General features: G+C 66.0%; 24 protein-coding genes and 1 tRNA gene. 12 read left to right on the top strand and 13 right to left on the bottom strand.

The annotated features are described in order from the left end of the window. Positions 1 to 5: 5 nt before the first annotated feature. The 3 genes from ACZ5KP_RS03795 to ACZ5KP_RS03785 all read right to left on the bottom strand — a co-directional run bounded on the left by ACZ5KP_RS03795 (position 6) and on the right by ACZ5KP_RS03785 (position 2642). Complete coding sequence (locus ACZ5KP_RS03795) at positions 6 to 719, bottom strand: helix-turn-helix domain-containing protein (RefSeq protein ID WP_460920053.1); 714 nt, start codon at positions 717 to 719, stop codon at positions 6 to 8. A 98-nt stretch (positions 720 to 817) separates the two neighbouring features. Then, positions 818 to 2245, bottom strand: coding sequence for a dihydrolipoyl dehydrogenase family protein (locus tag ACZ5KP_RS03790; protein WP_460920051.1), 1428 nt, complete (start codon positions 2243 to 2245; stop codon positions 818 to 820). Positions 2246 to 2357: 112 nt separating this feature from the next. Beyond that, on the bottom strand, positions 2358 to 2642 hold the full coding sequence (locus ACZ5KP_RS03785; protein ID WP_460920049.1) for a hypothetical protein: 285 nt from the start codon (positions 2640 to 2642) through the stop codon (positions 2358 to 2360). Positions 2643 to 2815: 173 nt separating this feature from the next. Between ACZ5KP_RS03785 and ncsA the strand changes: the two genes are divergently transcribed. Continuing rightward, positions 2816 to 3763, top strand: coding sequence for a tRNA 2-thiolation protein NcsA (gene ncsA / locus ACZ5KP_RS03780; protein ID WP_460920047.1), 948 nt, complete (start codon positions 2816 to 2818; stop codon positions 3761 to 3763). Between the two features lie 67 nt (positions 3764 to 3830). On the opposite strand, the gene ACZ5KP_RS03775 is transcribed toward ncsA, so the two are convergent. The 3 genes from ACZ5KP_RS03775 to ACZ5KP_RS03765 form a co-directional block, all read right to left on the bottom strand. Then, positions 3831 to 4217, bottom strand: a complete 387-nt coding sequence (locus ACZ5KP_RS03775) for a cupredoxin domain-containing protein (RefSeq protein ID WP_460920045.1) — start codon at positions 4215 to 4217, stop codon at positions 3831 to 3833. 187 nt (positions 4218 to 4404) lie between these two features. Beyond that, positions 4405 to 5583, bottom strand: coding sequence for a cell division protein FtsZ (ftsZ, locus tag ACZ5KP_RS03770; protein ID WP_460920043.1), 1179 nt, complete (start codon positions 5581 to 5583; stop codon positions 4405 to 4407). A 3-nt stretch (positions 5584 to 5586) separates the two neighbouring features. Next, entirely contained in the window at positions 5587 to 5766 is a 180-nt protein-coding gene (locus ACZ5KP_RS03765; RefSeq protein WP_460921116.1) for a ribbon-helix-helix domain-containing protein, read from the bottom strand. A gap of 852 nt (positions 5767 to 6618) precedes the next feature. On the opposite strand from ACZ5KP_RS03765, the gene ACZ5KP_RS03760 reads away from it, so the two are divergent. Continuing rightward, positions 6619 to 6692: transfer RNA gene (locus ACZ5KP_RS03760), tRNA-Tyr, on the top strand. Positions 6693 to 7135: 443 nt separating this feature from the next. Beyond that, positions 7136 to 8200 carry a sensor histidine kinase gene (locus ACZ5KP_RS03755; RefSeq protein ID WP_460920041.1) on the top strand — a complete coding sequence of 355 codons (1065 nt, stop codon included), beginning with the start codon at positions 7136 to 7138 and terminating at the stop codon, positions 8198 to 8200. 169 nt (positions 8201 to 8369) lie between these two features. On the opposite strand, the gene ACZ5KP_RS03750 is transcribed toward ACZ5KP_RS03755, so the two are convergent. The 6 genes from ACZ5KP_RS03750 to ACZ5KP_RS03725 form a co-directional block, all read right to left on the bottom strand. Beyond that, entirely contained in the window at positions 8370 to 8900 is a 531-nt protein-coding gene (locus ACZ5KP_RS03750; RefSeq protein ID WP_460920039.1) for a 50S ribosomal protein L16, read from the bottom strand. 210 nt (positions 8901 to 9110) lie between these two features. Continuing rightward, positions 9111 to 9344 (bottom strand): MarR family transcriptional regulator, encoded by a 234-nt coding sequence (locus tag ACZ5KP_RS03745; RefSeq protein ID WP_460920037.1) that lies wholly within the window; start codon positions 9342 to 9344, stop codon positions 9111 to 9113. A 190-nt stretch (positions 9345 to 9534) separates the two neighbouring features. Further along, on the bottom strand, positions 9535 to 10332 hold the full coding sequence (locus ACZ5KP_RS03740; RefSeq protein ID WP_460920035.1) for a GTP cyclohydrolase IIa: 798 nt from the start codon (positions 10330 to 10332) through the stop codon (positions 9535 to 9537). Between the two features lie 142 nt (positions 10333 to 10474). Next, positions 10475 to 10699, bottom strand: a complete 225-nt coding sequence (locus tag ACZ5KP_RS03735) for a hypothetical protein (RefSeq protein WP_460920033.1) — start codon at positions 10697 to 10699, stop codon at positions 10475 to 10477. 661 nt (positions 10700 to 11360) lie between these two features. Then, positions 11361 to 12074, bottom strand: coding sequence for a uracil-DNA glycosylase family protein (locus tag ACZ5KP_RS03730; RefSeq protein ID WP_460920031.1), 714 nt, complete (start codon positions 12072 to 12074; stop codon positions 11361 to 11363). Between the two features lie 122 nt (positions 12075 to 12196). Beyond that, positions 12197 to 12394, bottom strand: a complete 198-nt coding sequence (locus tag ACZ5KP_RS03725; RefSeq protein ID WP_460920029.1) for a heavy-metal-associated domain-containing protein — start codon at positions 12392 to 12394, stop codon at positions 12197 to 12199. Positions 12395 to 12623: 229 nt separating this feature from the next. On the opposite strand from ACZ5KP_RS03725, the gene ACZ5KP_RS03720 reads away from it, so the two are divergent. From ACZ5KP_RS03720 to ACZ5KP_RS03705, 4 genes are all read left to right on the top strand, one after another. Continuing rightward, the gene (locus ACZ5KP_RS03720; RefSeq protein ID WP_460920027.1) at positions 12624 to 13859 is read left to right on the top strand and encodes a 5-(carboxyamino)imidazole ribonucleotide synthase; all 1236 of its coding nucleotides are present in this window, start codon (positions 12624 to 12626) and stop codon (positions 13857 to 13859) included. Positions 13860 to 14047: 188 nt separating this feature from the next. Further along, positions 14048 to 14347 (top strand): toxin-antitoxin system TumE family protein, encoded by a 300-nt coding sequence (locus tag ACZ5KP_RS03715; RefSeq protein WP_460920025.1) that lies wholly within the window; start codon positions 14048 to 14050, stop codon positions 14345 to 14347. Then, complete coding sequence (locus tag ACZ5KP_RS03710) at positions 14340 to 14792, top strand: HVO_A0114 family putative DNA-binding protein (protein ID WP_460920023.1); 453 nt, start codon at positions 14340 to 14342, stop codon at positions 14790 to 14792. The genes ACZ5KP_RS03715 and ACZ5KP_RS03710 overlap by 8 nt, the downstream gene beginning before the upstream one ends. Before the next feature lie 78 nt (positions 14793 to 14870). Then, complete coding sequence (locus tag ACZ5KP_RS03705; protein WP_460920021.1) at positions 14871 to 15512, top strand: AIR carboxylase family protein; 642 nt, start codon at positions 14871 to 14873, stop codon at positions 15510 to 15512. 34 nt (positions 15513 to 15546) lie between these two features. Here ACZ5KP_RS03705 and ACZ5KP_RS03700 read toward each other — a convergent pair whose 3' ends face one another. Continuing rightward, entirely contained in the window at positions 15547 to 16464 is a 918-nt protein-coding gene (locus ACZ5KP_RS03700; protein WP_460920019.1) for an AEC family transporter, read from the bottom strand. 635 nt (positions 16465 to 17099) lie between these two features. On the opposite strand from ACZ5KP_RS03700, the gene ACZ5KP_RS03695 reads away from it, so the two are divergent. The 5 genes from ACZ5KP_RS03695 to ACZ5KP_RS03675 are packed head-to-tail and all read left to right on the top strand — an operon-like array spanning position 17100 to position 21552. After that, positions 17100 to 17513: an NADH-quinone oxidoreductase subunit A gene (locus ACZ5KP_RS03695; protein WP_460920017.1), complete on the top strand. Its 414-nt coding sequence runs from the start codon at positions 17100 to 17102 to the stop codon at positions 17511 to 17513. Continuing rightward, positions 17510 to 18217 carry an NADH-quinone oxidoreductase subunit B gene (locus ACZ5KP_RS03690; RefSeq protein ID WP_460920015.1) on the top strand — a complete coding sequence of 236 codons (708 nt, stop codon included), beginning with the start codon at positions 17510 to 17512 and terminating at the stop codon, positions 18215 to 18217. The genes ACZ5KP_RS03695 and ACZ5KP_RS03690 overlap by 4 nt, the downstream gene beginning before the upstream one ends. 16 nt (positions 18218 to 18233) lie before the next feature. Beyond that, positions 18234 to 19922 carry an NADH-quinone oxidoreductase subunit D gene (locus tag ACZ5KP_RS03685; protein WP_460920013.1) on the top strand — a complete coding sequence of 563 codons (1689 nt, stop codon included), beginning with the start codon at positions 18234 to 18236 and terminating at the stop codon, positions 19920 to 19922. Next, positions 19922 to 21094 (top strand): complex I subunit 1/NuoH family protein, encoded by a 1173-nt coding sequence (locus ACZ5KP_RS03680; protein ID WP_460920011.1) that lies wholly within the window; start codon positions 19922 to 19924, stop codon positions 21092 to 21094. Before ACZ5KP_RS03685 ends, ACZ5KP_RS03680 begins: the two co-directional genes overlap by 1 nt. After that, positions 21091 to 21552 carry a NuoI/complex I 23 kDa subunit family protein gene (locus tag ACZ5KP_RS03675; protein WP_460920009.1) on the top strand — a complete coding sequence of 154 codons (462 nt, stop codon included), beginning with the start codon at positions 21091 to 21093 and terminating at the stop codon, positions 21550 to 21552. Before ACZ5KP_RS03680 ends, ACZ5KP_RS03675 begins: the two co-directional genes overlap by 4 nt. The last annotated feature ends 548 nt before the right edge of the window (positions 21553 to 22100 follow it).

Here is a 22100-nt window from a genome sequence, read left to right as displayed (position 1 = left end):
CTCTTCTACACCGCTTCCTCGGGCGCACCGGTCGTCCCATCGTCCCTCGTGGCCAGCTCCGCCTCGCCCACCTGCTCGAGGTCGGTGGCGTCGACGAGCGCACGGATCAGCGTCGTTTCCGCCGCGTTGAGACGTTCGGACGCGGCGGACCGGGAGATCCCGAGCGCGTCGGCGATCGCGTCCAGATCGGTCGCGCGCGGGCGCTCGTAGTACCCCCGGTCGACGGCCACTGCGATCGCCTCGCGCTGTTTCGCCGTGATCGCGCCGGCGTCCACCCTGAGCTCGCGGCGACCGTCGCTGGCTTCGAGCGGGAGCACCTGCTCCAGATGGACCGTGGCCTCGCGCTCCCGTACTGCGTCGACGAGGTCGCGGAGTGCCGCCCGGTCGGGAACGGTAACGTCGACGATCAGGGCGCCGGCGCTGAACCCCTCGATCTCCGCCGCACAGTTCACCTCGCGGAACGCCGGACAGACGCAGTACTCGCCAACGGCGCCGGAGACGAACTCCCGGGACTGCTCGCCGCCGACGTCGACGGTCACGGCGGCCCGACAGGCGCAGTCCCCGTCGTCCGCCTCGCCACAGCTCGTCTGGACGATCTCCTCGCCACGCTCGCCCGCGGAGAGGACGGCACAGCTCGCCGACTCGTGGGGCTCGACGCGGAGGCGTGCGCGGAGCGGTTCGGCCGCGGCGCCGGTGGGATCGTCGGCGGTGTCCGTCATCGGTTGATTCTTCGTCGGCGGTGCTCCTATAGGGCGGGTAGCGTTCCCACGTCACGGGAACGGCGGGCTCGTCCGGATCCGCCAGTCTCCGGCTCGGCTCACTCCAGCGCAGCCACTGCGTCGCGGAAGAGGCCGTCGAGGATCTCCGGCGTCGTCGGGTGGAAGGCTCGATCGGGAAGCTCCCGAACGTCGAGGCCCAGCTCCACCACGACCTGCATCGTCTTCGCCATCACGTCGGCGTGATAGTGGAGCCCCTGGTAGCCAAGCACCGTACCGTCGGCGCCGACGACCAGCGTCGCGAGCCCCTCGGGCACGTCCTTGGTCTTGAACACGCCGTCGTCGCTCGCCGCTCGCGTCACGGCGACGTGGTCGATTTCCTGGGACTCCGCGGTGGCCTTCGAGCAGCCGACGGCGGCGTAGGGATAGACGCCCAGCCCGGTGAAGATCACGTGGTGGCGGACGTTCTCGTAGGGGGTCATCGACTCGCCGCGGGCGTGTGCGAGGACGTTCGCGGCCGCCTGGAACCCCTGCTCCTTCGCGACGTGAAGGATCGGCTCCTTCCCGTTGGCGTCGCCGACGACGAACACGCGGTCGTTGTCGCGGCACTGCATCGTGTCCGCGACCCAGTTCTCTCCGGGCGCGATCCCGGCGTCGGCGAGTCCCAGTCCGTCGAGGTTCGGACGGCGGCCGGTGAACAGGAACAGTTCGTCGGCCTCGACCGTCTCCGTCCGCCCTTCGCCGTCGGCGTCGATCCTTCGTTCGACCGCCAGTCTAACACCGCCGTCGTCGGTCGGTTCGACGCTTCGCTCGGTCGTCTCCGTCAGGATCTCGATCCCGTACTCCTCGCGATACAAATCGAGGATTTCCTCGCCGAATTCGGGGTCCGCTTCGTCGAGTGGCCGCTCGTCGTGCTCGATCACCGTGACGTCCATGCCCGCGGCCTCGCTCAGGTACGGCGCGAGCTCCAGGCCGACGTAGCCAAAGCCCATCACGACGCCAGAATCGGGGAACGTCGTCGCGTCGAGGACGTCGGCGCTCGTGGCGTAGTCGACCGATTCGATGCCGGGGAGGTCGGGGACGTTCACCGTCGAGCCGGTCGCGACGACGACGTAGTCGGGCTCGATCGTCCGGTCGTCGCCGTCCGTAGCGTCGATCGCGAGCGCGCGATCGTCGACGAACCTTGCCGTCCCGTGGACGAACTCAACGGACTCGCGTTCGGCGAGGTCGTGGACGCTCGCGCGCCGGTGTTCCGCGAAGGAGTGGACGTGTTCGTCTTTCGTCGCGACCACCGACTCGAGGTCGACCTCGGGCACGCCAATCAGTCGGTGATCCGCCCGGGCCTGGTAGCGGTGCGCCCCCGCGGAGAGCACCTCTTTCGACGGCATACAGCCCCGGAGAATGCAGAGCCCGCCGCCAGGCTCGCCGTCGTCGATCAGCGTCAACTCGACGTCCTCTCCGTCGGCGAGGTCGCCAGCAGCAGCGACTCCCGCACTCCCGTAGGCGCCAACGACTGCGACGTGGACCATACGACACCGAGGACCGCCGGTCGAAAAGGCATTCCCCCGCTCGCGCGCCGATCGCGCACGATCGACGGCGATCGCCGAACTGATCGGTGGGTGCGTTCCGACGGGCTCGGTTTCAGAGCAGCCAGAGGAAGGCGCCACCGACAGCGATCGCGATTCCACCAGCTGCCAGCCCGATCGCGAACTCCCGTGGCACGTCGAGTTGCTGCCCTGCGAGCAGGCTCCCACCAGCGGAGACCGCCCCGAACACGACGAAGAACGGCCAGATCGAGAGCCCGTCGTCCTGGCCGTTCTCGTGCCCGACGTGGCCCTCGTGGGCGACCACTGGCGTCGAGAGCACCGCGACTCCCAGGATGAGCACGAGCAGGAGTAATCCACCTCGGCGCGACCACTCGGCCATGATCGGCTCTCGGAGATCAAGCACTAACTACCTTTCTGACCGCTCCCGTCGGTCGCGGCGTTCGTGCGCTATCGCTCGAACGCTGCCGTCGGGCTCGTCCGGGCGGCGGTCCGGCGTCGCCGGGTTCGCCCGTTGCGAAACCGTCATCACGCTGCCACCGATAGCTCCTCGCGATGCAGTGCACCAAGTGCGACCGCGAGGCCGTCACCCACGCAGCCTACGCCGGCACGCACCTCTGTGAGACGCACTTCCGCCGGTCCGTCGAGAAACGAGTTCGGAGCCGGGTGCGCGAGGACGGCCTGTTGCCCGACGACGCAACGCCCGACTCGCCGACGACCTGGGTGCTCGGCCTCTCAGGCGGCAAGGACAGCGTCGTTCTCGGTGCAATCCTCCAGGACACCTTCGCGGAGGACCCCCGCGTCCAGCTTCACGCGCTGACGGTTCACGAGGGGATCGACGGCTACCGCGACGAGAGCGTCGAGGCGGCAGAGACGTTCGCCGAATCGTACGACGTTCCGCTCGAACTCGTGGCCTACGAGGACGAACACGGCGTGCGAATGGACGACGTCGCCGAGGAGGACCCCGAAAATATGGCGCCCTGTGCCTACTGCGGGGTCTTTCGCCGGGACGTCCTCGAACGGTACGCCGACGAACTCGGCGCCGATCTCCTGTTGACGGGGCACAACCTCGACGACGAGGCCCAGACCGCGCTGATGAACGTCCTCGAGGGCGACGTCGACCAGATCGCCAAACACTTCGAGGCGTCGCTGGGTCCGATCGACGACCGGGCGGATCAGGACGAGTTCGTTCCGCGCGCGAAGCCACTCCGGGACGTCCCCGAGTCCGAGGTCGCACTCTACGCCCATCTCCGGGATCTCCCGGCACAGATCGCGGAGTGTCCCCACGCCGAGGAGGCCTATCGCGGCGAGATCAAGGAGCTCCTCCACGAGCTCGAGGACGGCCATCCGGGCACGCGACACTCGATCCTCTCGGGCTACGAGGAGCTGGCCAAACTGGCCGCGGACGCCCGGGAGAACGGGTCGGCCGACGTCGGCGAGTGCGAGCGCTGTGGCGCCTCGACGGCGCGGGACGTCTGTCGCACCTGCTCGTTACTTTCCTAGATGGAGTTCGCCTGAGAACCATCAGTGTAGACCGCAGTTCAGGCACGTTGCCTGGGGTGTCGACCGGTCACTCCGTGACTTCGACGGTTCCCGTACCGGAGATCCCACGAACCTCGTATTCGTATGTTCCGGCGACTTCGAACGTGTGCGTGTGGGTCTGGTCACCGGAAATAGCGCTCGCGCCCGGCCCCGACCAGCCGTCTTCCGGCCCCGTCACGTTGCGGATGAAGAAATCTCCGCCCCCTTCTATGGCTTGCCAGCTGACGGTCTCGCCGACGGCAACCTCTACAGTTCGTGGATCGATTCCCTGGTCTCCGCCGAGCGTCACCGTGATGTCGGCGTTGGTGCCACCGTCATCGGCACTGCCGCCGCCACCACAGCCGGCGAGTGCCGTTGCGATCGCGACGCCCGATGCTTGCAGGATCCGTCTGCGTGAATGGTCAGTCCGTACCATGGAACTCAATGACTCAATGATGGCCTCTGTGATAGTCGTTATGTTATTTACGGGATAGAATCTGCAATATTAACGTTCGACGAACGCTGTCCCCCGTGCCAAATGGTCGGCGGAACTGACTGTCGATTGGAACGCCGTCGCTCGGCGGTTGACTCGCGAAGAATGACCGACCGGGTCGGCGACGGAACTACCGGATGACGTCGACGCCGTTCTCGCGGTCGCGAACGTCCTGCCCACCGTCGCTCTGTGCGCCGCCGGCGGAGACGGTCTCGACGTTGTTCGACGCGTCGAAGTCGACGTCTTCGAGCTCGGCGCGCGAGCGGTCAGCCTGGCGCTGGGTGCTCGGACCGAGGACCTGTGCGGACTGCACGCCCGTCATGATCGCCATGACTCGCACCTTGCCCTTGTAGTTCTCCTGGATGCGGGCGCCCCAGATGACGTTGGCGCTCGCGTCCAGTCGCTCGGTGATGTTGTCGGCGATTCCCTCGGCCTCCTTCAGCGTGAGGTCGGGGCCGCCAGTGATGTGGACCAGCCCACCGGAGGCGCCGCGGTAGTCCACGTCCAGTAGCGGGTGGTTCATCGCGTCTTTCACCACCTCGTCGGTCTTGTTCTTGTCCTGGGTCTCCCCGACGAGCATGACGGCGACGCCGCCCTGGTTCATGATCGTCGTCATGTCCGCGTAGTCCAGGTTGATGAGGCTCGGCTGGGTGATCGTCTCGGAGATCCCCTTGACCGTCTCGGCGATGATCTGGTCCATCACCGAGAACGCCTTGCCGATCGGGAGGTTCGGGACGTAGTCGAGCAGCCGGTTGTTGTCGAGGACGATAATCGAGTCCGCTTCGTCGCGAAGCTTCTCGAGCCCCTCCTCGGCCTTGACCGTCCGCGCGCGCTCGACGTTGAACGGCGTCGAGACCATCCCGACGACGATCGCACCCTGCTCCTTGGCGATCTTCGAGACGACCGGTGCCGCACCGGTCCCCGTGCCGCCACCCATACCGGCGGTGACGAACACGAGGTCCGCTTCGCCGAGGACCTCCTTGATCGTGCCCTGGGCCATCTCGGTTGCGCGCTCGCCCATGCTGGGGTCGCCGCCCGCACCGAGTCCGTTGGTCAGGGACTTGCCGACGAGGATCTTCGTGTCGGCCTCGATCATCTTCAGGTGCTGCTTGTCCGTGTTGATCGCGATGGTCTCGGCGCCGTCGACGCCGATGTTGTAGAGGCGGTTGATGGTGTTGTTACCCGCACCACCAGCCCCGACGATGACGATCCGGGGGTCCCCGAACTCGTCACCGTCGGTGGAGACGTCCTCCATATCGCGCTGTTCTTGCTCTGCGTTCTCGAGGGCGTCCTGGACGATGTCTTGCATCGTTTACACCTTTGCCCAGGTACGCTCTCGCGAGCGCTCGTGGACCGGTTCTCCCTGGTCCTTGATCTTTTCTCGGACCGCGGCCCTGATGGCCTCGGACCGGTTCGGGAATTCGCCCGACTCGACCATACGTTCCACTGCTTCGATCTGCTGTTTCGGAATGCGGAGTGTCACACGCTCCATGGTTATTAGCTCCCCGTTTAGTAAGACGGCGGGCGCGTGTCGTACACGCATCGAGTCCTCCACGCGTAAACCCGGGTAGGGCGCCGGCATTTGGGGGGTGCCGTCGCGTGTAAGACGACCGTCTTACGCAGACGTACCCTCTGAGGCAAGGGTAATAAAGGTAACGCCGACGTATCACACTGGTGTAAACGAGCGGAAGAGATGCTCACGCCCGAGTCTATCACCGTTTCGGAGGTCGGTTGCCGTCGATTCAGCCGGTGCAGCGGGTCGCCCCGACGGGAGCCACCAGCCCACGAGGCCGACTGGGTAAGCGACGCTTACTCCCCAATTTCGACCCGTTCGATATCTTGGCGGCGTGTTTACAGATTCGCCTGTCCACTGCCCACTACGTCTCGACGTGCAGTTCGTTCTCCCTGCTGTGGTACACGGTCTGATTCGCTGTGACACAGTGTACACGTCCGGTGGACCGCACGAGACGGCCGATGACTACAGTACCGTCGAACCGTTGCACTCCAGTGATCGAGCCGTTTTCGTCCGTACACGTCGCTGTACCACACTCCGGCGCAAACCGTTGATCGACGAGGCGGTCGATCCACAGACGCTCGATTCGAACCGGCCTCGCGTGTGCGATCGCGCTATCGATTTGACGGCCGAGCGCGGAGGCCAGCAGCTTCGGATCGCTGTTTCCACTCGCGATCCTGTGCTTGCAAACACGGCCACGTCGACAGCTTGCACCCCATCGCGTCGTCGGGACTTCGGGCCACACGCCGTCCACGATCGACCGGCATCGGCCGGTCGCCCTCTTGCGGAAAGGTAAGTCTTTTATCCGCGTCCGGCTGATTGACTCGATGCCCGCCCTTAGCTCAGACTGGTAGAGCAGTCGACTGTAGATCGACTTGTCCCCCGTTCAAATCGGGGAGGGCGGATCCGAAATAAAGTCGGTTTCGAGCCGATTCCGTTCTCCGCGTTTGCACCACGTAGCACCTCACAGACGCCGGTTTCCGATTTCGAAAATCGGCCCGAAAATCCGTGTCGGAACTGGTACCCTAACGCACCCCGGCGCCCGCACGGGATATCCATAGTTGAGTACGGAACGGCTCGAGCTGCACGGGCCGCTCCTGCCGTTGCGGATGCTTCCCCGTCCTTTCGCTGTAGGGTGTGCAACTGCTGCAATCCATCATGGTTTTTCAAACGTTCGTCGGTACATCTCTCGGCCGTCGCCACGACGAGATAACGAACTAACAGGAACGGCCCGAACTGTTTTATCGGGGCATACAGAACAGCTTGCTCACCCGAGACGCGGCGTAGTGATCGTAGTGATATACCAGTGTAGTCGGGCGAAACGGGAGCAGGATCCAAACGGGGTCGCGTGACCGTGGCGTCTACCGAGTCGATCGCGCTCGCAGTACCCTTCGTCGCCGGTGCGTTCGTGCTCCTCCTCGCGCTCCTGCAGATCAGATCGCTCCTCGACCTCGTCGATAGCCGGCGGTATCGGCAGTACTGGGCGGCAGCCGGCATTTTGATCAGCTGTTTCTTCGTCGGGTACCTGGTCGCCGCGTGGCTCCTCCTCACCGCTCACCAGTCGCTGCTCGTTCCCGTCACTGGTGCGTTCAGTTTACTGGGGGCGGTGTTCGCGTTCCTGGTGGTGTCGAGCGGCGAGCGGACGATCGACGAACTTGTGCGATCGCGGGACGAACTCGAACGTCGCGAGGAGGAGTTCGAGCGGCTCTACGAGGTGACCGACGTCCTGAATCGGATCCTCCGGCACAACCTCCGGAACAACATGAACGTGATTCTCGGCCGCTCCGACATGCTCGACGACGGGGGCGGCTCGACCGAACACGTCGACGCGATCAAGGACGAGGCCCGTCGACTCGTGGAGATCGGCGAGAAGGCGCGTGCGATCCACGACACGCTCGACGCCGAGGTCGCCACCGAGGTCCGTCCCGCCGAGTCGTTCGTCTCGCCGGCTGTGTCGCAGGTCCGCGAGGAGTTCCCCGATGCGTCCGTGACGATCGAGGCCGAGGACGATCACTGGGTGGCTGCCGGCGCGCTGTTCGAGACCGCGGTGGAGAACGTCCTCGACAACGCCGTTCGTCACAACGAGGGCACCGCGACGGTGACTGCGCGCATCGACGCGACCGACGACGGATCCGTCACGGTCTCGATCGCCGACGACGGTCCCGGGATCCACCCCTACGAGATCGAGGCGATCCGGGAACACCGCGAGACGCCCCTACAGCACGGGAGTGGCCTCGGGCTCTGGCTCGCTTCCTGGATCGTCGAGCAGTACGACGGCGAGATCAGCTTCGCGGACAACGAGCCCACCGGCACGATCGTCACGTTGCGACTGCCACGCGCCGAGCCGCCAAGCCCTGACGGCGTCGAAGCCGGCGAGCAGGTCGGTCCGGGCACGGAATCGGCCAGCGACTGAGGCCGATCGTCGCTACTCGTCGCTGTCGGTTTGCTCGCTCGGGAGTGCCCCTCTCGTCGGCATTGCTCCCTCGTCGGCGCTACAGCTACGATCCGTGGGTGGCAGTCAAAAGACCGCGCCGCTGGCGGACAACCATTCCACTGCGAGAAGCGCCCGCCTCGATCGTCGTCTACTGGACGAGCAGCTCTTCGCCCCGCTCGACGTCGATCCGACACGGCGGCGAGATCTTGTTGTACGCGCGGCGGTAGGCCTCCTTGACCGCTGCAGCCTGCTCGACCTCGCAGTAGCAGGTCAGCAGTCGTTCGTTGGCGTCGATGCGCGCGGCGGTCCCGACGACCTTGCCGAACGCCTGGCGCATTCCGTCGGAAACGCGGTCCGCACCCGCGCCGGTCGCCTGCTTGTTCTCCCGGATGACGTGGTGGGGGAACTTCCGGAGCACCATGCGGTAGTTGTTCTCACCGAGCTCCTCGATCAGGTAGCGGTTCGCGGAGAGGCGCGAAGCCTCCATCGCGTCGTGGCGGAGCTGGACCTCCTCCTCGACGCGGAGGCTGATCTGCACGGGGTAGTCCTCGGGCTCTCTCGACGAGTCGCCCATCTGGTGCTGGGCGATCTTGGAGCCGGGGATCCCGCTGATGTACTCCCGTCGCGTATACGGGGGCTTGCTGATCTCCCGGTACATAGAGGCGGGCTTGTCGACCATGATTACTACCGAATGCTCAGACCCAGCGCGCGAATAAAGCCTTCGAACCCCGGCCGCTTTCGAATCCCGACCGCCGTCTGTGTTAGACCCCCGCTGTGTTCGACCCCTGTACACAGGGCGTATCGGTCTCCCGGCGGGTCCCTCGCCGTTCGACGCTTCGCACCAGCCTGTCGTCGCGACGTCACCCCGCCCGGGGTCGACGTTCGCGGATCAGACCAGGGCAGCGTAGCCGTCGTCGGTGCGCTCGATCAGCTCTCGGCCGGCGAGCGCGTCGAGCACCGAGAGGAGGGTCAGCTTCGGGACGTCCAGTGTTTCGTGCAGTTCGGCGAGCGTCGCAGGCTCCGCGATCGAGAGCGTGAGGAAGACCAGCTTCGCCCGCGGGCTTTCGAGCTCGTCGGGCGGCGCTTCGAGCTGCACTTCGGTCTGAGGGGTCGAGATACTCATGACAGATGGTTATTCAACGAACAACGCAAAGAAACCACCGGAGCGTTTCTCCAGCTGGTAACGGTTAGCAATCCGTGTGTAAGAGCGTCACAATCGGGAACTGTTCGGTCGTTGTTATCGGGCACCTCGCACTGAAACTGCCGACGCTCCGGGGAGACGTCGCCCTGATTCTCCGGTCGAGGCAGCGGAATCAGTCCGCCGTCGGGGTCGCGAGCCCCTCTACCCGCGACCCGTCACGGCGGCAGGTCTCGAGCGCGTACTTCGCGGCCATGCCGGCCTCCGTGGCGGTCGATCCGTCGCCGATGCCGACCTGGAACTCGACGCCGACTGCGTCCCGGACGTGTTCGATCGCGTCCTCGTACGCGGCCGCGTCGAGGTCCGGACAGATCGCGATGACGTTGTCGCCGCCGACGAAGAAGGCGAGTGCGCCGTGGCGATCGTAGAGATAGCTCGAGAGCGACTGCGTGGCTGCCTGGACCTCGAGGTGGGCGCCGTAGGCGTCCACCTGGTCCGTGAGCTGCCCCGTTACGTCGACGACGTCGAAGTGTGCGACGCGGACGGTGCCGGGGCTCACATCGTCGGAGGACGACGGGCCGTCGGTTGTCTGCAGCGGGTCACCGACGAGCACCTCGGTCCGCGCGGCGTCCTGTGCACTGCCTTGCTCCTGGAGCAGCGCAGTTGCGTCGGCGAGCGCCGTCGCGGGCTGCTCGTCGTAGCCGATCGCTGCGCTAATGCTCACGGGGTAGCGCTCCGCGATCGCTGCCTGGATCGCGCGGTGATCCTCGCGATCGAGACCGTTCGTCACGGCGACGACGTTGTCGAAGCGAGTGACGAAGACGTAGCCGCCGCGGTCACCGACGGCGTCGGCGAGATCGGCGTACAGCCGAGCCTGGAGCGCCTGGAGTTCGGGCTCCGGGCGGGGCTCGGGCGTCACGGTCCAGGGACCGTAGTTGTCCAGCTGGAACAGCGTCACCTGCGTTGCGGTCACGGCAGGAGCTATCCGACCGAGGGTTATTATTTTTGTTATCCATCACGGATGCGGTGGGGATCGGGCCGCTTATAGTGGTTCGGCGGGCCCGATCTCGGTTACCGTCGCCAGAAGCGGGACCCGGACCGCCCCTTGGCGACCGTCACTGCTCCTTGTCGTCGCCCTTCAGGATCCGATCCGCCGACATCGAGAAGAAGTATATCGCAATGAAGAGCCCGAACCCGACCCCGAACGTGGCCAGCTCGAATCGTCCCACTCCCGACGGGCTCGTCACCGAGACGATCCCGATTCCGAGGACGAACAGCAACAGGGTGAACGCGCCAGCGGCAAGCGCTACTCCCTTGTCGCTCTCCGGGATCAGTCGCATGAACTCTCGTTGCAAACTCCCCGCCATATCGGTGTCGGTCTCGGAACGTGTGGCCGGTGGGGTTTCGGTGTGCTACCGGATTGGAGCTGGCCGGCGCGTTTGCGTTTGCGTGTTCTATCTGACTACTGAGAAACTCATTTGCTGACCCCGGAGATACCTGGACAGCAGTCCGCTTGGAAGCCCCCTCCCGCTCGACTCGGGCGACTCGCTGCGCGCTTCGCTCAGTCGCTACGCTCATTCGCTACAGTGCTTGCTTCGTCGTCCTTCGTTGAGCACCGGGAGAGCGAAGTTCTCCCGAGCAGACGGCGCTTCGCGCCGTCAACGGTCGGCCCCTTCCAGTCCCACCCGGTGGATTTCGAGACCAGCTATGTTCCGGTGGACTGTCCAGGAGAGTGGACGCAGGCGGGCGATTCCACGACTGAGAGCGCCCAAATTCCCGGCACACTTCGCCTCTCGAACCTCCACAGGGCGGGACTCCGGAAGGGGCCGACCGCTCGATCCGGCCCCGACGAAGTAAGCACTGCAGCGACCGCAGGGAGCGAAGCGCGCAGCGAGTCGCCCGAGTCGAGCGGCCGGGGGCTTCCGTGGCGGTTTGCAGTCCAATCGACTGCAATCCTCAGCGATTTCCTCAGTAGTCGAGTCGCGGAGACAGATCAACAGTTCAGCGGACGAGATACGAGTCGTCGGTCGCGAGGAAGCGGCCAAGATCCGAGATCTGCCGGTAGTCGCGTGCGAGCAGTTCGGAGAGCCCCTCGATCGCGGCGTCCCGATCGCCAGCCACCCAGTCGCCGGGGTCCCGGATCGGGAAGACGAGCCAGCCGCTGCCCTTGATCTCGGTGGCGTGGAGTCGCTCCATGTCGAGCGGTGTGGCTTCCGCTTCCTCCTCGAATCCGACGCTCTCGGCGGTGCCGTTCGTGGAGAGGTCGGCGAGAGACTCGGCGGTGTAGTGTCGCAGGACGTGAGCGGTGGCGCGCTCGCCCACGGGGATCAGGACGTGTGCCGCGATCGCACGGAGTTCGGCGTCGAAGAAGCGTTCGAGGTCGGCGTACGCCGCGGGGGACGGCGTCTCTCCGGCGGCCGGACAGCACATGTGGAGGTAGCTCAGGAACGTCGATTCGAGCGTCGGCTCGTCGCCGGGACTCTCCAGCAAATCGACCGCGTCGAGGACGTCCTGCACGGCGAGTCCGGCTTCGATTCCGGTGAAGGGAACGCCAGTCTCGCTGCCGCCGTGGACGCCGGGATGATCGCCAACGACGTGGATGTCCGCGTTCGCGTCGCCGTAGCCGTAGACCGCCTCGACGCCAGGTGAGCACTGCTGCTCACAGGGAGGCGACATACCGAACGGATTGCTCGTGCGGTCCGTGACGTTCTGCACGCTCCCGAGTAGGCCAGGGACGGGTCAAAACCGAATCGGTTCGTGCGCGGGTGGACAGATCTGCCGGGTCTGGACGGTTGGCTCTGCCGGGTCTCGGCAGTTGAGCTGGTCGCTCGAACTCGTTACGCCGAGCCCTCGTAGCCTGCCATCTCGACCTTCTCGACGAGGACGTCGACGTCGGCGTCGCCCTCGACGGTGGCGCTGTCGTCGGAGCGATCGGCGTCGGCGGACTCGACGCCGTCGGCCATCTCGAGTGCCTCTTCGACGACTTCCTCACAGCCATCACAGGTCATGCCTTCGACGGTAATCTCGGTGGACATACCAACGCGTTCGCGGTCGCTCCTATCAACCTTGTCGCTCTGGCACCGGTACGAGGTTCGTTCGCACACGCACCTGGCCGCCCACTCTCCACGGCCGATCGCGTTCGACGCCCGCCGTTCGCGTTCGACGCTCATTGCTCACGTTCGGTGCCCATCGCTCGCGTTCGACCGCCGGAGGCAACCGCGGATCTCAATCCTTAACAGCCCGCTCGAAGAACGCTCGTTCACAATGACGACGCCGCTGAGCCCGCCGGGCCGCACGCTGGGAATCGTCGGCGGCGGCCAGCTCGGCCGGATGCTCGCCGAGGCTGCGTCGCCGCTTGGCGTCGAAGTAATCGTGCTCGATCCGACGCCGGACTGCCCGGCGTCCGCGGTCGCACGCGACCAGCTCGTCGCGGAGTTCGACGACGCCGACGCGATCGCCGAGCTGGCCGAGCGCGCCGACGCGGTGACCTTCGAGATCGAGCTGACCGATCCCGAGGGGCTCGAACGCGCCGCCGAGGAGGCGGGCGTCCCCGTCCACCCGAAGCCGGACACGCTCCGGACGATCGAGGACAAGCTCGTCCAGAAGCGGACCCTCGCAGAGGCCGGTATCCCCGTGCCCGAGTTCCAACGCGTCGACGACGCCGGGGACCTTCGGAACGCGATCGACGATCTCGGCGCGCCGCTGATGCTCAAAGCCCGAACCGGCGGCTACGACGGCCGTGGGAACTTCCCGGTCGAATCGAAGGACGACGCCGAGTCGGCGATGGAGGCGATCGGCGGGCCGGCGATGGCCGAGACGCTCGTCGACTTCGAGCGGGAACTCTCCGTGATCGGCGCAAAAGGGGCCGGTGAGACCGACGCCTTCCCCGCTGGCGAGAACGTACACCGCGAGGAGATCCTCCGGGAGACCATCGCTCCCGCGCGGGCAGACGACGCCGTGCTCGAGGAAGCCAGCGAGGTCGCCGCGGACGTCCTCGATCTGATGGAAGGCCGGGGCGTCTACGGAATCGAACTGTTCGAACACAGCGAGCCCCGTGACGACGGCGCGCGGATCACCGTCAACGAGATCGCCCCGCGGCCGCACAACTCCGGCCACTGGACGATCGAGGGTGCGGTAGTTTCCCAGTTCGAGCAGCACGTCCGCGCAGTCCTCGGGCTACCGCTCGGGAACACGGCGCTCCGCTCGCCGACCGTGATGGCGAACCTGCTCGGCGACACCGACCGGGCGCGACCAATCGCCGAGGAGGTTCGGGGACGAGATGGCGAGGCCGCAGACGCCTCCGACGCCGCGTCGATCGAGGGCGTCGACGAGCTGCTCGCGACCGACGGCGCGCACCTCCACTGGTACGGGAAGCGCGAGGTTCGGCCGCTCCGCAAGCTTGGACACGTCACGCTGACGGGTGACGGCACCGGGATCGAGGATCGTGGTGCGATGCTCGAACGCGCGCGGGAGCTCCGGGACGGCGTGACGTTCGAGTAGCAGTATTCTTCCCCTTCGTCTCTGCTCGCTTCCCCTGCTTCCTCGTCTCCACTTTTTCTCGGCTTTGTCCCTCGGTCCACAGCTTCTTGAGCGATCACGAGGCCACCAGCCACGTGTCGATCACGAATCGAACCACCCGGCGAAAGAGCCATGTCCTATAACCTCGTACGTGATAGTACGGATGATGAATGGCCGACGGGAAGGTAGTGCTCGACCGCGCATTCGGCGTCGAGGAGCCTCCGGGTTCCCGGGTGTCGCTGTTCGCGTGCGTGGATTCGAGTCGACCCGGCGGCTACAAGTACAGCTTTCAGCAGTTCGGCCCCGAGACTGGCGAGACGCTGTTGCGATACGACAACGCACACGAACATCCGGACGCGGGCTGGCACCACCGGCACGTGGGCGGCGACGATCCCGTGCCGATCGAGTTCGACGGCCTGGAGGACCACCTGCGTCGATTCCGGCAGGAGGTGACGGCCGCCGATGACTGAAGGAAACGACCCGGACGCTGCCGATGCGTCCACCGAGTATCCGGCGACGCTCCGGTTCACGCTCGCGACGAGCGACGAGCAGTTCGACGCGGCCATCGCCGATGCCGAAGCGGCGGACTCTGGCGAGTCGGTCGGCGACGAGGCCGTCCGGGCCTTCGATTCGATCGCCGACCTCCGGGAGCTACTGACCGACCGCCGACTGGAGGCGCTCCGCTCGATCCACGCAGATCCTCCGGCGAGCATCAGCGCACTCGCGACGCGGTTGGACAGGCCGTACGCCGTCGTTCACGAGGACGTCCAGACGCTTGCCAGGCACGGCGTCGTCCAGTTCGGGGACGGACCCCGCGGCGCAAAGCGACCCTACGTGCCGTACGAGTCGGTTCGCGTCGACGTTCCACTGGTCGGTGGCACAGACGTTCCGGATTCGCTCGGCCTGCGTAGCTGACGGTACGGGGAGGTCGGTGAGGAGTGCCGAGAACGCAAATCCCCCCGTTTCATTGCGCCCCGGACAGTTGCACCGCACATGACCGATTCCGTGCAGTCGCTGATCGACGACCTGCGTGCGGAGGCCGAGCGCGACCGGCCGGCCGAGGACACTCCCGAGATCGGGATCGTGATGGGGTCGGACTCCGACCTCGAGACGATGCTGACCGGCGGACGTCGCCCCGGCGCGTACGACGCGCTCACCGAGCACCTCGGCTTCGAGGAGCAGACCGATTACGACGACTCGCCAGCGGCCCGCTTTACCTTCGAGACGTACGTGACCTCCGCACACCGGACGCCGGATCTGATGACTGCCTATGCTGAGACGGCTGCGGATCGCGGCCTCGACGTCATCATCGCGGGCGCTGGCGGGAAGTCCGCGGACCTCCCGAACATGACTGCCTCGATCGCCTACCCGCTGCCGACGATCGGCGTGCCGGTCCAGGAGAAGTCCGTCGACTCGGTGATCGGGATGCCCCAGGGCGCGCCGCTGACGGCCGTCGACGCCGGGAAGTCGTTCAACGCAGCGCTCTCGGCGGTGCAGATCCTGGCCCGACAGCACTCAGAACTCGAGGAGCGCCTGCTCGAGTACCACGACGACCTCCGGCAGGGCGTCGGCGAGGACTCCCGGGACCTGCACGAGATGGGGACGCCGGCGTATTACGACCAGATGGACGGATAGCGGCGTCACGGATAGGCGAACGATTCGTTCCGGCTCAGACGACCGCTCGTATTACCTGCACGACGAGCAACAGCGACGCGACGGAGCAAACCGTCGTCGCGAACACGTTGATCGAGGCGAGCTGCCGGTCGCCGCCGAGTTCGCTGGCGAAGACGTACGTCGAGACCGCGGAGGGCATCGCCATCATGACCACGCCCGCGCGGACCGTCGAGGCGTCTGCGCCGACGAGGACGAACGCCCCGAGCGCGATCACCGGCATCGCGACCAGTTTGAGGACGACGACTGCACTGACCGTGCCGAAGGGGATCGCGTCGGCTTCCAGGGTGAGCGCTGCACCGACACACAGTAGTGCGATCGGGAGCGCGAGCTGGCCGAGGTAGTCGAGGCCGGTGTCTGCGACGCCGGGGATGGTCACCCCGACGACGGAGGCGGCGAGCCCGACGATCACCGAGACGATCGCCGGGTTCGCGAACACGTTCCCGAGTTCGGAGTGCAGCGAGGCGTCGGCGTCGTTCATCGTGGTGAGGATGGTGACCGTCAGTCCGATCTGGACGAGCGCCGCGACCCCGAGGATCAACGCGGCCTTCGCCGTCGCCAGCGAGCCGAACGTCGTCGCGACGACCGGGACGCCGAGATAGCCGAGGTTCGAGTGGTAGGACTGCACCGTTGCGACGCTTCGGGTCGCGGGATCGGCCTCGCGGCTATGGAGCAGTGCGGCGATCCCGGCAACGGCGAGCAGCGTGCCCACGACGCCGACGAGGAGCTGTGCTGAGAGGACCTCCGAGAGCGGCTGGTCGTACGTCGAGGAGAGGATCAACGCCGGAAGTGCGACGTAGTACGCGAAGGCGTTGAGCCGCTCGCGGCGCGTGGGCTCGAGGATCCCGATCCGCCGGGCGGCAATCCCGGCGGCGAGGAGCACCAGCATCGCGAGCAGCGAGAGCAGCAGCGACACGTGCTCGGTTCGCCGTGTGGAGCGTTTAGCCGTTGCGCTCCCGGCGAGGGACTGATTGAATAGAGGTCTCGGTTACAATACTGCTATCGAATGCGCGACTGCGCCCACCAATTGACTGGCAGCGAACCGCCTGGAAGCCCCCTCCCGCTCGCGCCCGCTGACTCGCTGTGGTCCTCAGCTCACTCGCTCCGCTCGTTCGCCTGCGGTCCTTATTCCGAAAGACTTCGCTGTCGCTCGTCTTTCGACGTTCGCCTCGCGGTGCTCGGCTCACCTTCGTCAGCGAACGCGAGCGGTCGGCCCCTTCCAGTCCCACCCGGTGAAAGACCGGGCCGAGCGACGTTCGGCGGATGGGCCGGTCGGATTTCGTTGGGAAGCCTGCCAGCTGTGGCCAATGTCTGAATGTCGGATCGGAGCTTCTCCATGCCGAACGGGTGCGGACCATGGTGGGCTTCCGGGCGAGCGCGGGTGCGGTGAACCCCCGGTGTTGCGGTCGTCTCGGAGCTGGACGGTCGCGGTTCCTGGGTGGCGCCAGCCTCGGTCACACGTAGCTGGTTGAAATCACGTGAGGAAGCGGCGAAAACGTAGTTCTGAACCCTTATATGGGAGGCTCACAAAGCTCCGCTCGACACTGAGGAATGAGTGATTGGATCGCAATCGGGGCGCTCGGGCTCGTGGCGGTCGGCATCCCAGTCGGGATGATGGCGATCTCCGCCCTGATACGGCCGAGCGTACCGGAACGACACAAGCGCGCCACCTACGAGTCCGGGGAGGTGCCGACAGGGGGGACCGAGATTCGGTTCAATATCCAGTACTACATGGTCGCCCTGCTGTTCCTCGTCTTCGACGTGGAGACGGTGTTCATTCTCCCGTGGCTCGCGGTCTACCGGGAGGCCATCGGCGAAGTTGGGCTCGCTCGGGCCCTCTTCCCGATGCTCGTCTTCCTGTCGATCCTCGTGATGGGGCTCGTCTGGGCGTGGCGCAACGGCGCCGTCGAGTGGATCCGCTCGTCGCGGGCGACGGTCCGGGCACGGAGGGAGGATCAGTTATGAGTAGTGACGAACCACGCACCGCGATCTCGGGGAGTACAGCGCCGGTGACAGATACGAGGGATGCACGCCGCGGCGAGGGCGTCGACGACCGGTTCAACTCGAAGCTCCGGGAGGCCTTCGGCTCCTCGCCGTTCATTCTCACGAAGTTCGACAAGTTCATGAACTGGGCGCGGGGCTCCTCGATGTTCCTGCTCCAGTTCGGTATCGCCTGCTGTTCCATCGAGATGATGCACACGTTCGCCGTCAAACACGACAGCGACCGGTTCGGGGCCGGCGTGCCCCGTGCGTCGCCGCGACAGGCGGACGTCATGATCGTCCCGGGGACGATCGTCTCGAAGTTCACTCCCCGGATGAAGCGCGTTTACGATCAGATGCCCGAGCCGAAGTTCGTCATCGGTATGGGCTCCTGTACGATCTCCGGTGGGCCGTTCCAGGAGGGTTACAACGTCGTCAAGGGCGCCGAGGAGGCGATTCCGGTCGACATCCACGTTCCGGGTTGCCCGCCCCGTCCCGAGGCCCTGCTCTACGGTATCGCGAAGCTGCAGGAGCGCGTCGCGAACGGCGAGTCCTCACCGGTCGTCGTCAAACCCTACGAGCTCCAGCAGTTCTCGGAGATGGAAGAGGACGAGGTCGTCGACAAGCTCGCCGACCAGATTGACGAGGACGACCTCGCGATGCGGTACAACTGGGCCGATTCGCCATGAGCGAGGTGAGCTGCGCATGAGTACCGGCGAAGAGCAGTCCGACGCGGACGAGCAGGCCATCGAGCCAGCGGAGGACAAACTCGCCGAGCTCCAGTCGCTGCTCGGCGAGCACGTCCTCGACACCGAGGAGCACCTGAACGCGCCCGGGATCGTCATCCGTCCTGACGACGTCCAGGCGGTGCTCTCGACGCTCAAGGAGGAGGCCGGCTACGACCACTGCTCCTGTGTCACCGCCCAGCAGTACGAGGATCGCTACGAGTCGATCTACCACCTCAAGAAGTTCGCCGATCCGACCGACGAGGTCAGCGTCGTCGTCCCGACTTCGCGCGACGATCCGACGAGCCAGAGCGCCGCGCCGGTCTACGAGACGGCGAGCTGGCACGAGCGAGAGGCCTACGACCTCGTCGGCATCGAGTACGACGAGCACCCCGACCTCCGACGGATCCTCCTGCCCGAGACCTGGCAGGGACATCCGCTCCGGGAGGACTACGACCAGGATCGACCGCAGATCGTCACGCTCCGGGAACACGCGAATCCCCTCCAGGAGGACCATCGCGGCTCCGCGGAGGAGGGGGAGTCCGACACGATGTTCCTCAACATCGGACCCCACCACCCCGCGACGCACGGCGTGCTCCACCTCGAGACGGTGCTCGACGGCGAGCAGGTGATCGACGTCGACCCCGACATCGGCTACCTCCACCGCTGTGAGGAGCAGATGTGCCAGCAGGGAACCTACCGCCACCAGATCATGCCCTACCCCGACAGGTGGGACTACATCTCGGCGGGACTCCTGAACGAGTGGGCCTACGCCCGCGCGGCGGAGGACCTCGCGGACATCGACGTGCCGGAGTACGCGCAGGTCATCAGGACGATGGGCGCCGAGCTGTGTCGCATCGCCTCGCACATGCTCGCGATGGGAACCTTCGCACTGGACATCAACGGCGACTTCACCGCGACGTTCATGTGGGCCATCCGCGAGCGCGAGAAGGCCCAGTCGATCCTCGAGGATCTCACCGGCCAGCGCCTGATGTTCAACTACTTCCGCCTGGGCGGCGTCGCCTGGGACCTTCCCTCGCCTCGCGAGGACTTCTTCGAGAAGACCCGGGACTACCTCGACGGCCTGCCCGGCGCGACCCGCGAGTTCCACGATCTCCTGACGAACAACGAGATCATGCAGCTCCGGACGATCGACACCGGCGTCATCGATCCGGAGACCGCCAAGGACTTCGGCTGTACCGGACCGGTCGCTCGCGCCTCCGGCATCGACTACGACCTTCGCCGCGACGACCCCTACGGCTACTACGACGAGCTCGAGTGGGACGTCATCACGGAGGAGGGCTGTGACAACTACTCGCGACTGCTCGTCCGGATGCGCGAGGTCGAGCAGTCTGCGAAGATCATCGACCAGTGTATCGACCTGCTCGAGGACTGGCCCGACGAGGAGCGCGAGATCCAGTCCAACGTCCCGCGCACGCTCAAGCCCGAGCGTGACGCCGAGATCTACCGCGCGGTCGAAGGCGCGAAGGGCGAGCTCGGCATCTACATCCGCGCCGACGGCACGGACAAGCCCGGCCGGTTCAAGATCCGCTCGCCGTGTTTCTCGAACCTCCAGTCGCTGCCCGCGATGGCCGAGGGCGAGTACATCCCCGACCTCGTCGCCGCGCTGGGTAGCCTCGACATCGTGCTCGGGGAGGTGGATCGGTGATGGCGGGCGGACTCGCGTCGATTCTCGTCGCGACGCTCGCTGCCCCAACGCTGCTGCAGTCCGACGGCGCCGTCATGCTGCCGGAGTGGCTCGCGGACGTCCTCCGGCTCGACGGGCTCGGCTTCGCCGGCACCGCGATCGCCGCGCTGATCGGCGCGTTCGCGATCGCCAACGTCCTGTTGATCAACGCCGCGGTCGCCGGTCCGTGGGCCAAGCGGAAGATATTCGCGGCGTTCGCGGGCAAGCTGGGGCCGAACCGGATGGGCCCGGGCGGCACCCTGATCATCGTCGCGGACGCGTTGCGGATGCTCTCGAAGGAACTTATCGTCCCCGAGGGCGCGGACCGGCCCGCGTGGGACCTCGCACCGATCATCGTCGCCGGCTCGGCGATGCTCGGCTTCGCCGTCATTCCCTTCGGGGAGATCGGTGGCGTGCAGGTACAGCTCGCCGACCCCGAGATCGGGCTCGTGCTCGTGTTCGCGATCGCCTCGGTCACCTCGGTCGGACTGGTGATGGGCGGTTACGCCTCGTCGAACAAGTTCTCGATGCTGGGCTCGCTCCGTGCGGTCGCCCAGAACGTCGCTTACGAGATTCCGCTGATCGTCGCCGGTGCGTCGGTCGTGATTTTCGCCGGATCGCTGCAGCTCTCGGAGATCGTCCACGCCCAGACGGAAACGCTCGTGACCGTCGGTGGCTTCGGGATCCCGGCGTGGTACGTGTTCGTGAACCCATTCGCGTTCGTCTTGTTCCTGACGGCGAACCTTGCGGAGGTCGGGCGGAACCCGTTCGACATTCCCGAGGCACCCACGGAGATCGTCGCCGGGTACCAGACCGAGTACTCCTCGGTGTACTTCGTGCTCCTCTACCTCGGCGAGTTCCTGCACATCTTCCTCGGCGGCGCTCTCACCGCGGTCCTCTTCCTGGGCGGCGGTGCGGGACCGGTCCTGCCGGGCCCGATCTGGCTGATCGTCAAGATCTGGGCGTTCTTCCTCTTCACCCAGTGGGCACGCTCGACGTTCCCACGGGTCCGGATCGACCAGCTGATCGAGATCGGCTGGAAGGGTCTGCTCGTCCTCGCCTTCGCGAACCTGATCCTCACCGCGGTGCTGGTCGGGTTCCTCGAGGGTGACGTCGAGTTCGCCTTCGCGAGTCTCCAGGTGATTACAGCATGATCGGCGTTCTCAAAGCGATGGCAACGACGATGAAGCGCGCAGTCGGTGACAACACGTTCACCGTCGAGTACCCCGAGGAGACGCCGGACGTCAGCGCCCGGTTCCGCGGGGTCCACAAGTTCAGCCAGGAGCGCTGCATCTGGTGTCGCCAGTGCGAGAACGTCTGTCCGAACGACACGATCCAGATCGTCACGGACGAGCAGCGCAACGGCGAGCAGTACAACCTCCACATCGGCCAGTGCGTCTACTGCCGGCTCTGCGAGGAGGTCTGCCCCGTCGACGCGATCATCCTGACCCAGAACTTCGAGTTCACGGGCGACACGAAGGACGACCTCGTCTACAACAAGGAGCAGCTGATGTCCGTGCCGTGGTACAAGGACATCGACCCGCTCGAATCGCGCGAGCCCGATCGCGGTGCGTGGATCGGCGAGGGCGAAGGCGAAGTCGACTACCAGTAGCGAGCGGTCTTTGGTTTCGGCTCGAGCGGCGTTGCTTTTCGTTTGGATTCGTTCCGTTCGAGCGCTCGCTGTGTGACAGATTCGACTACTAGGTGACTCAAGCGGTGGAGGTGGCGGAATCGCAGTTTCAGCGGCCTCCGAAAGCCCCAGGACGCTCGGAATCCCGGGGCTCGCTGCGGTCCTCAGTCGCTTCGCTCCTTGCGGTCCTTGCATCGCCCGGGGACCGCCGAGTCGCCCTGCCCCTTTCGATGTCCCGCCCCGCCTCATGCCTCCCCAGCCTTCTGCGCTGCTCACGTCCGTTGCGCTGCTCGGCCCTCGCGCGCTGGCCGGCATCGGTCGCTCGCCCGCTTCGGGGCTCGCGATCGCGCCAGCGCGCGCCGACGCAGTCCACCGGAGTCTCGCGATCGGCGGCTTTTCGATCCGGGTGGGACTTCGGAAGGGGCCGACCGCTCGTCGATCGTAACGACGCAAGCACCGCAGCCGAGCGGAGCGAGGCGAGGAGCGCAGCGAGTTAGGATCGACGAGCGGGAGGGGGCTTCCGTGGCGGC

This window comes from Salinarchaeum chitinilyticum (assembly GCF_055390775.1).
The sequence above is the reverse complement of the archived record's forward strand: the minus strand, read 5'-3'. Positions and strand labels throughout refer to the sequence as shown.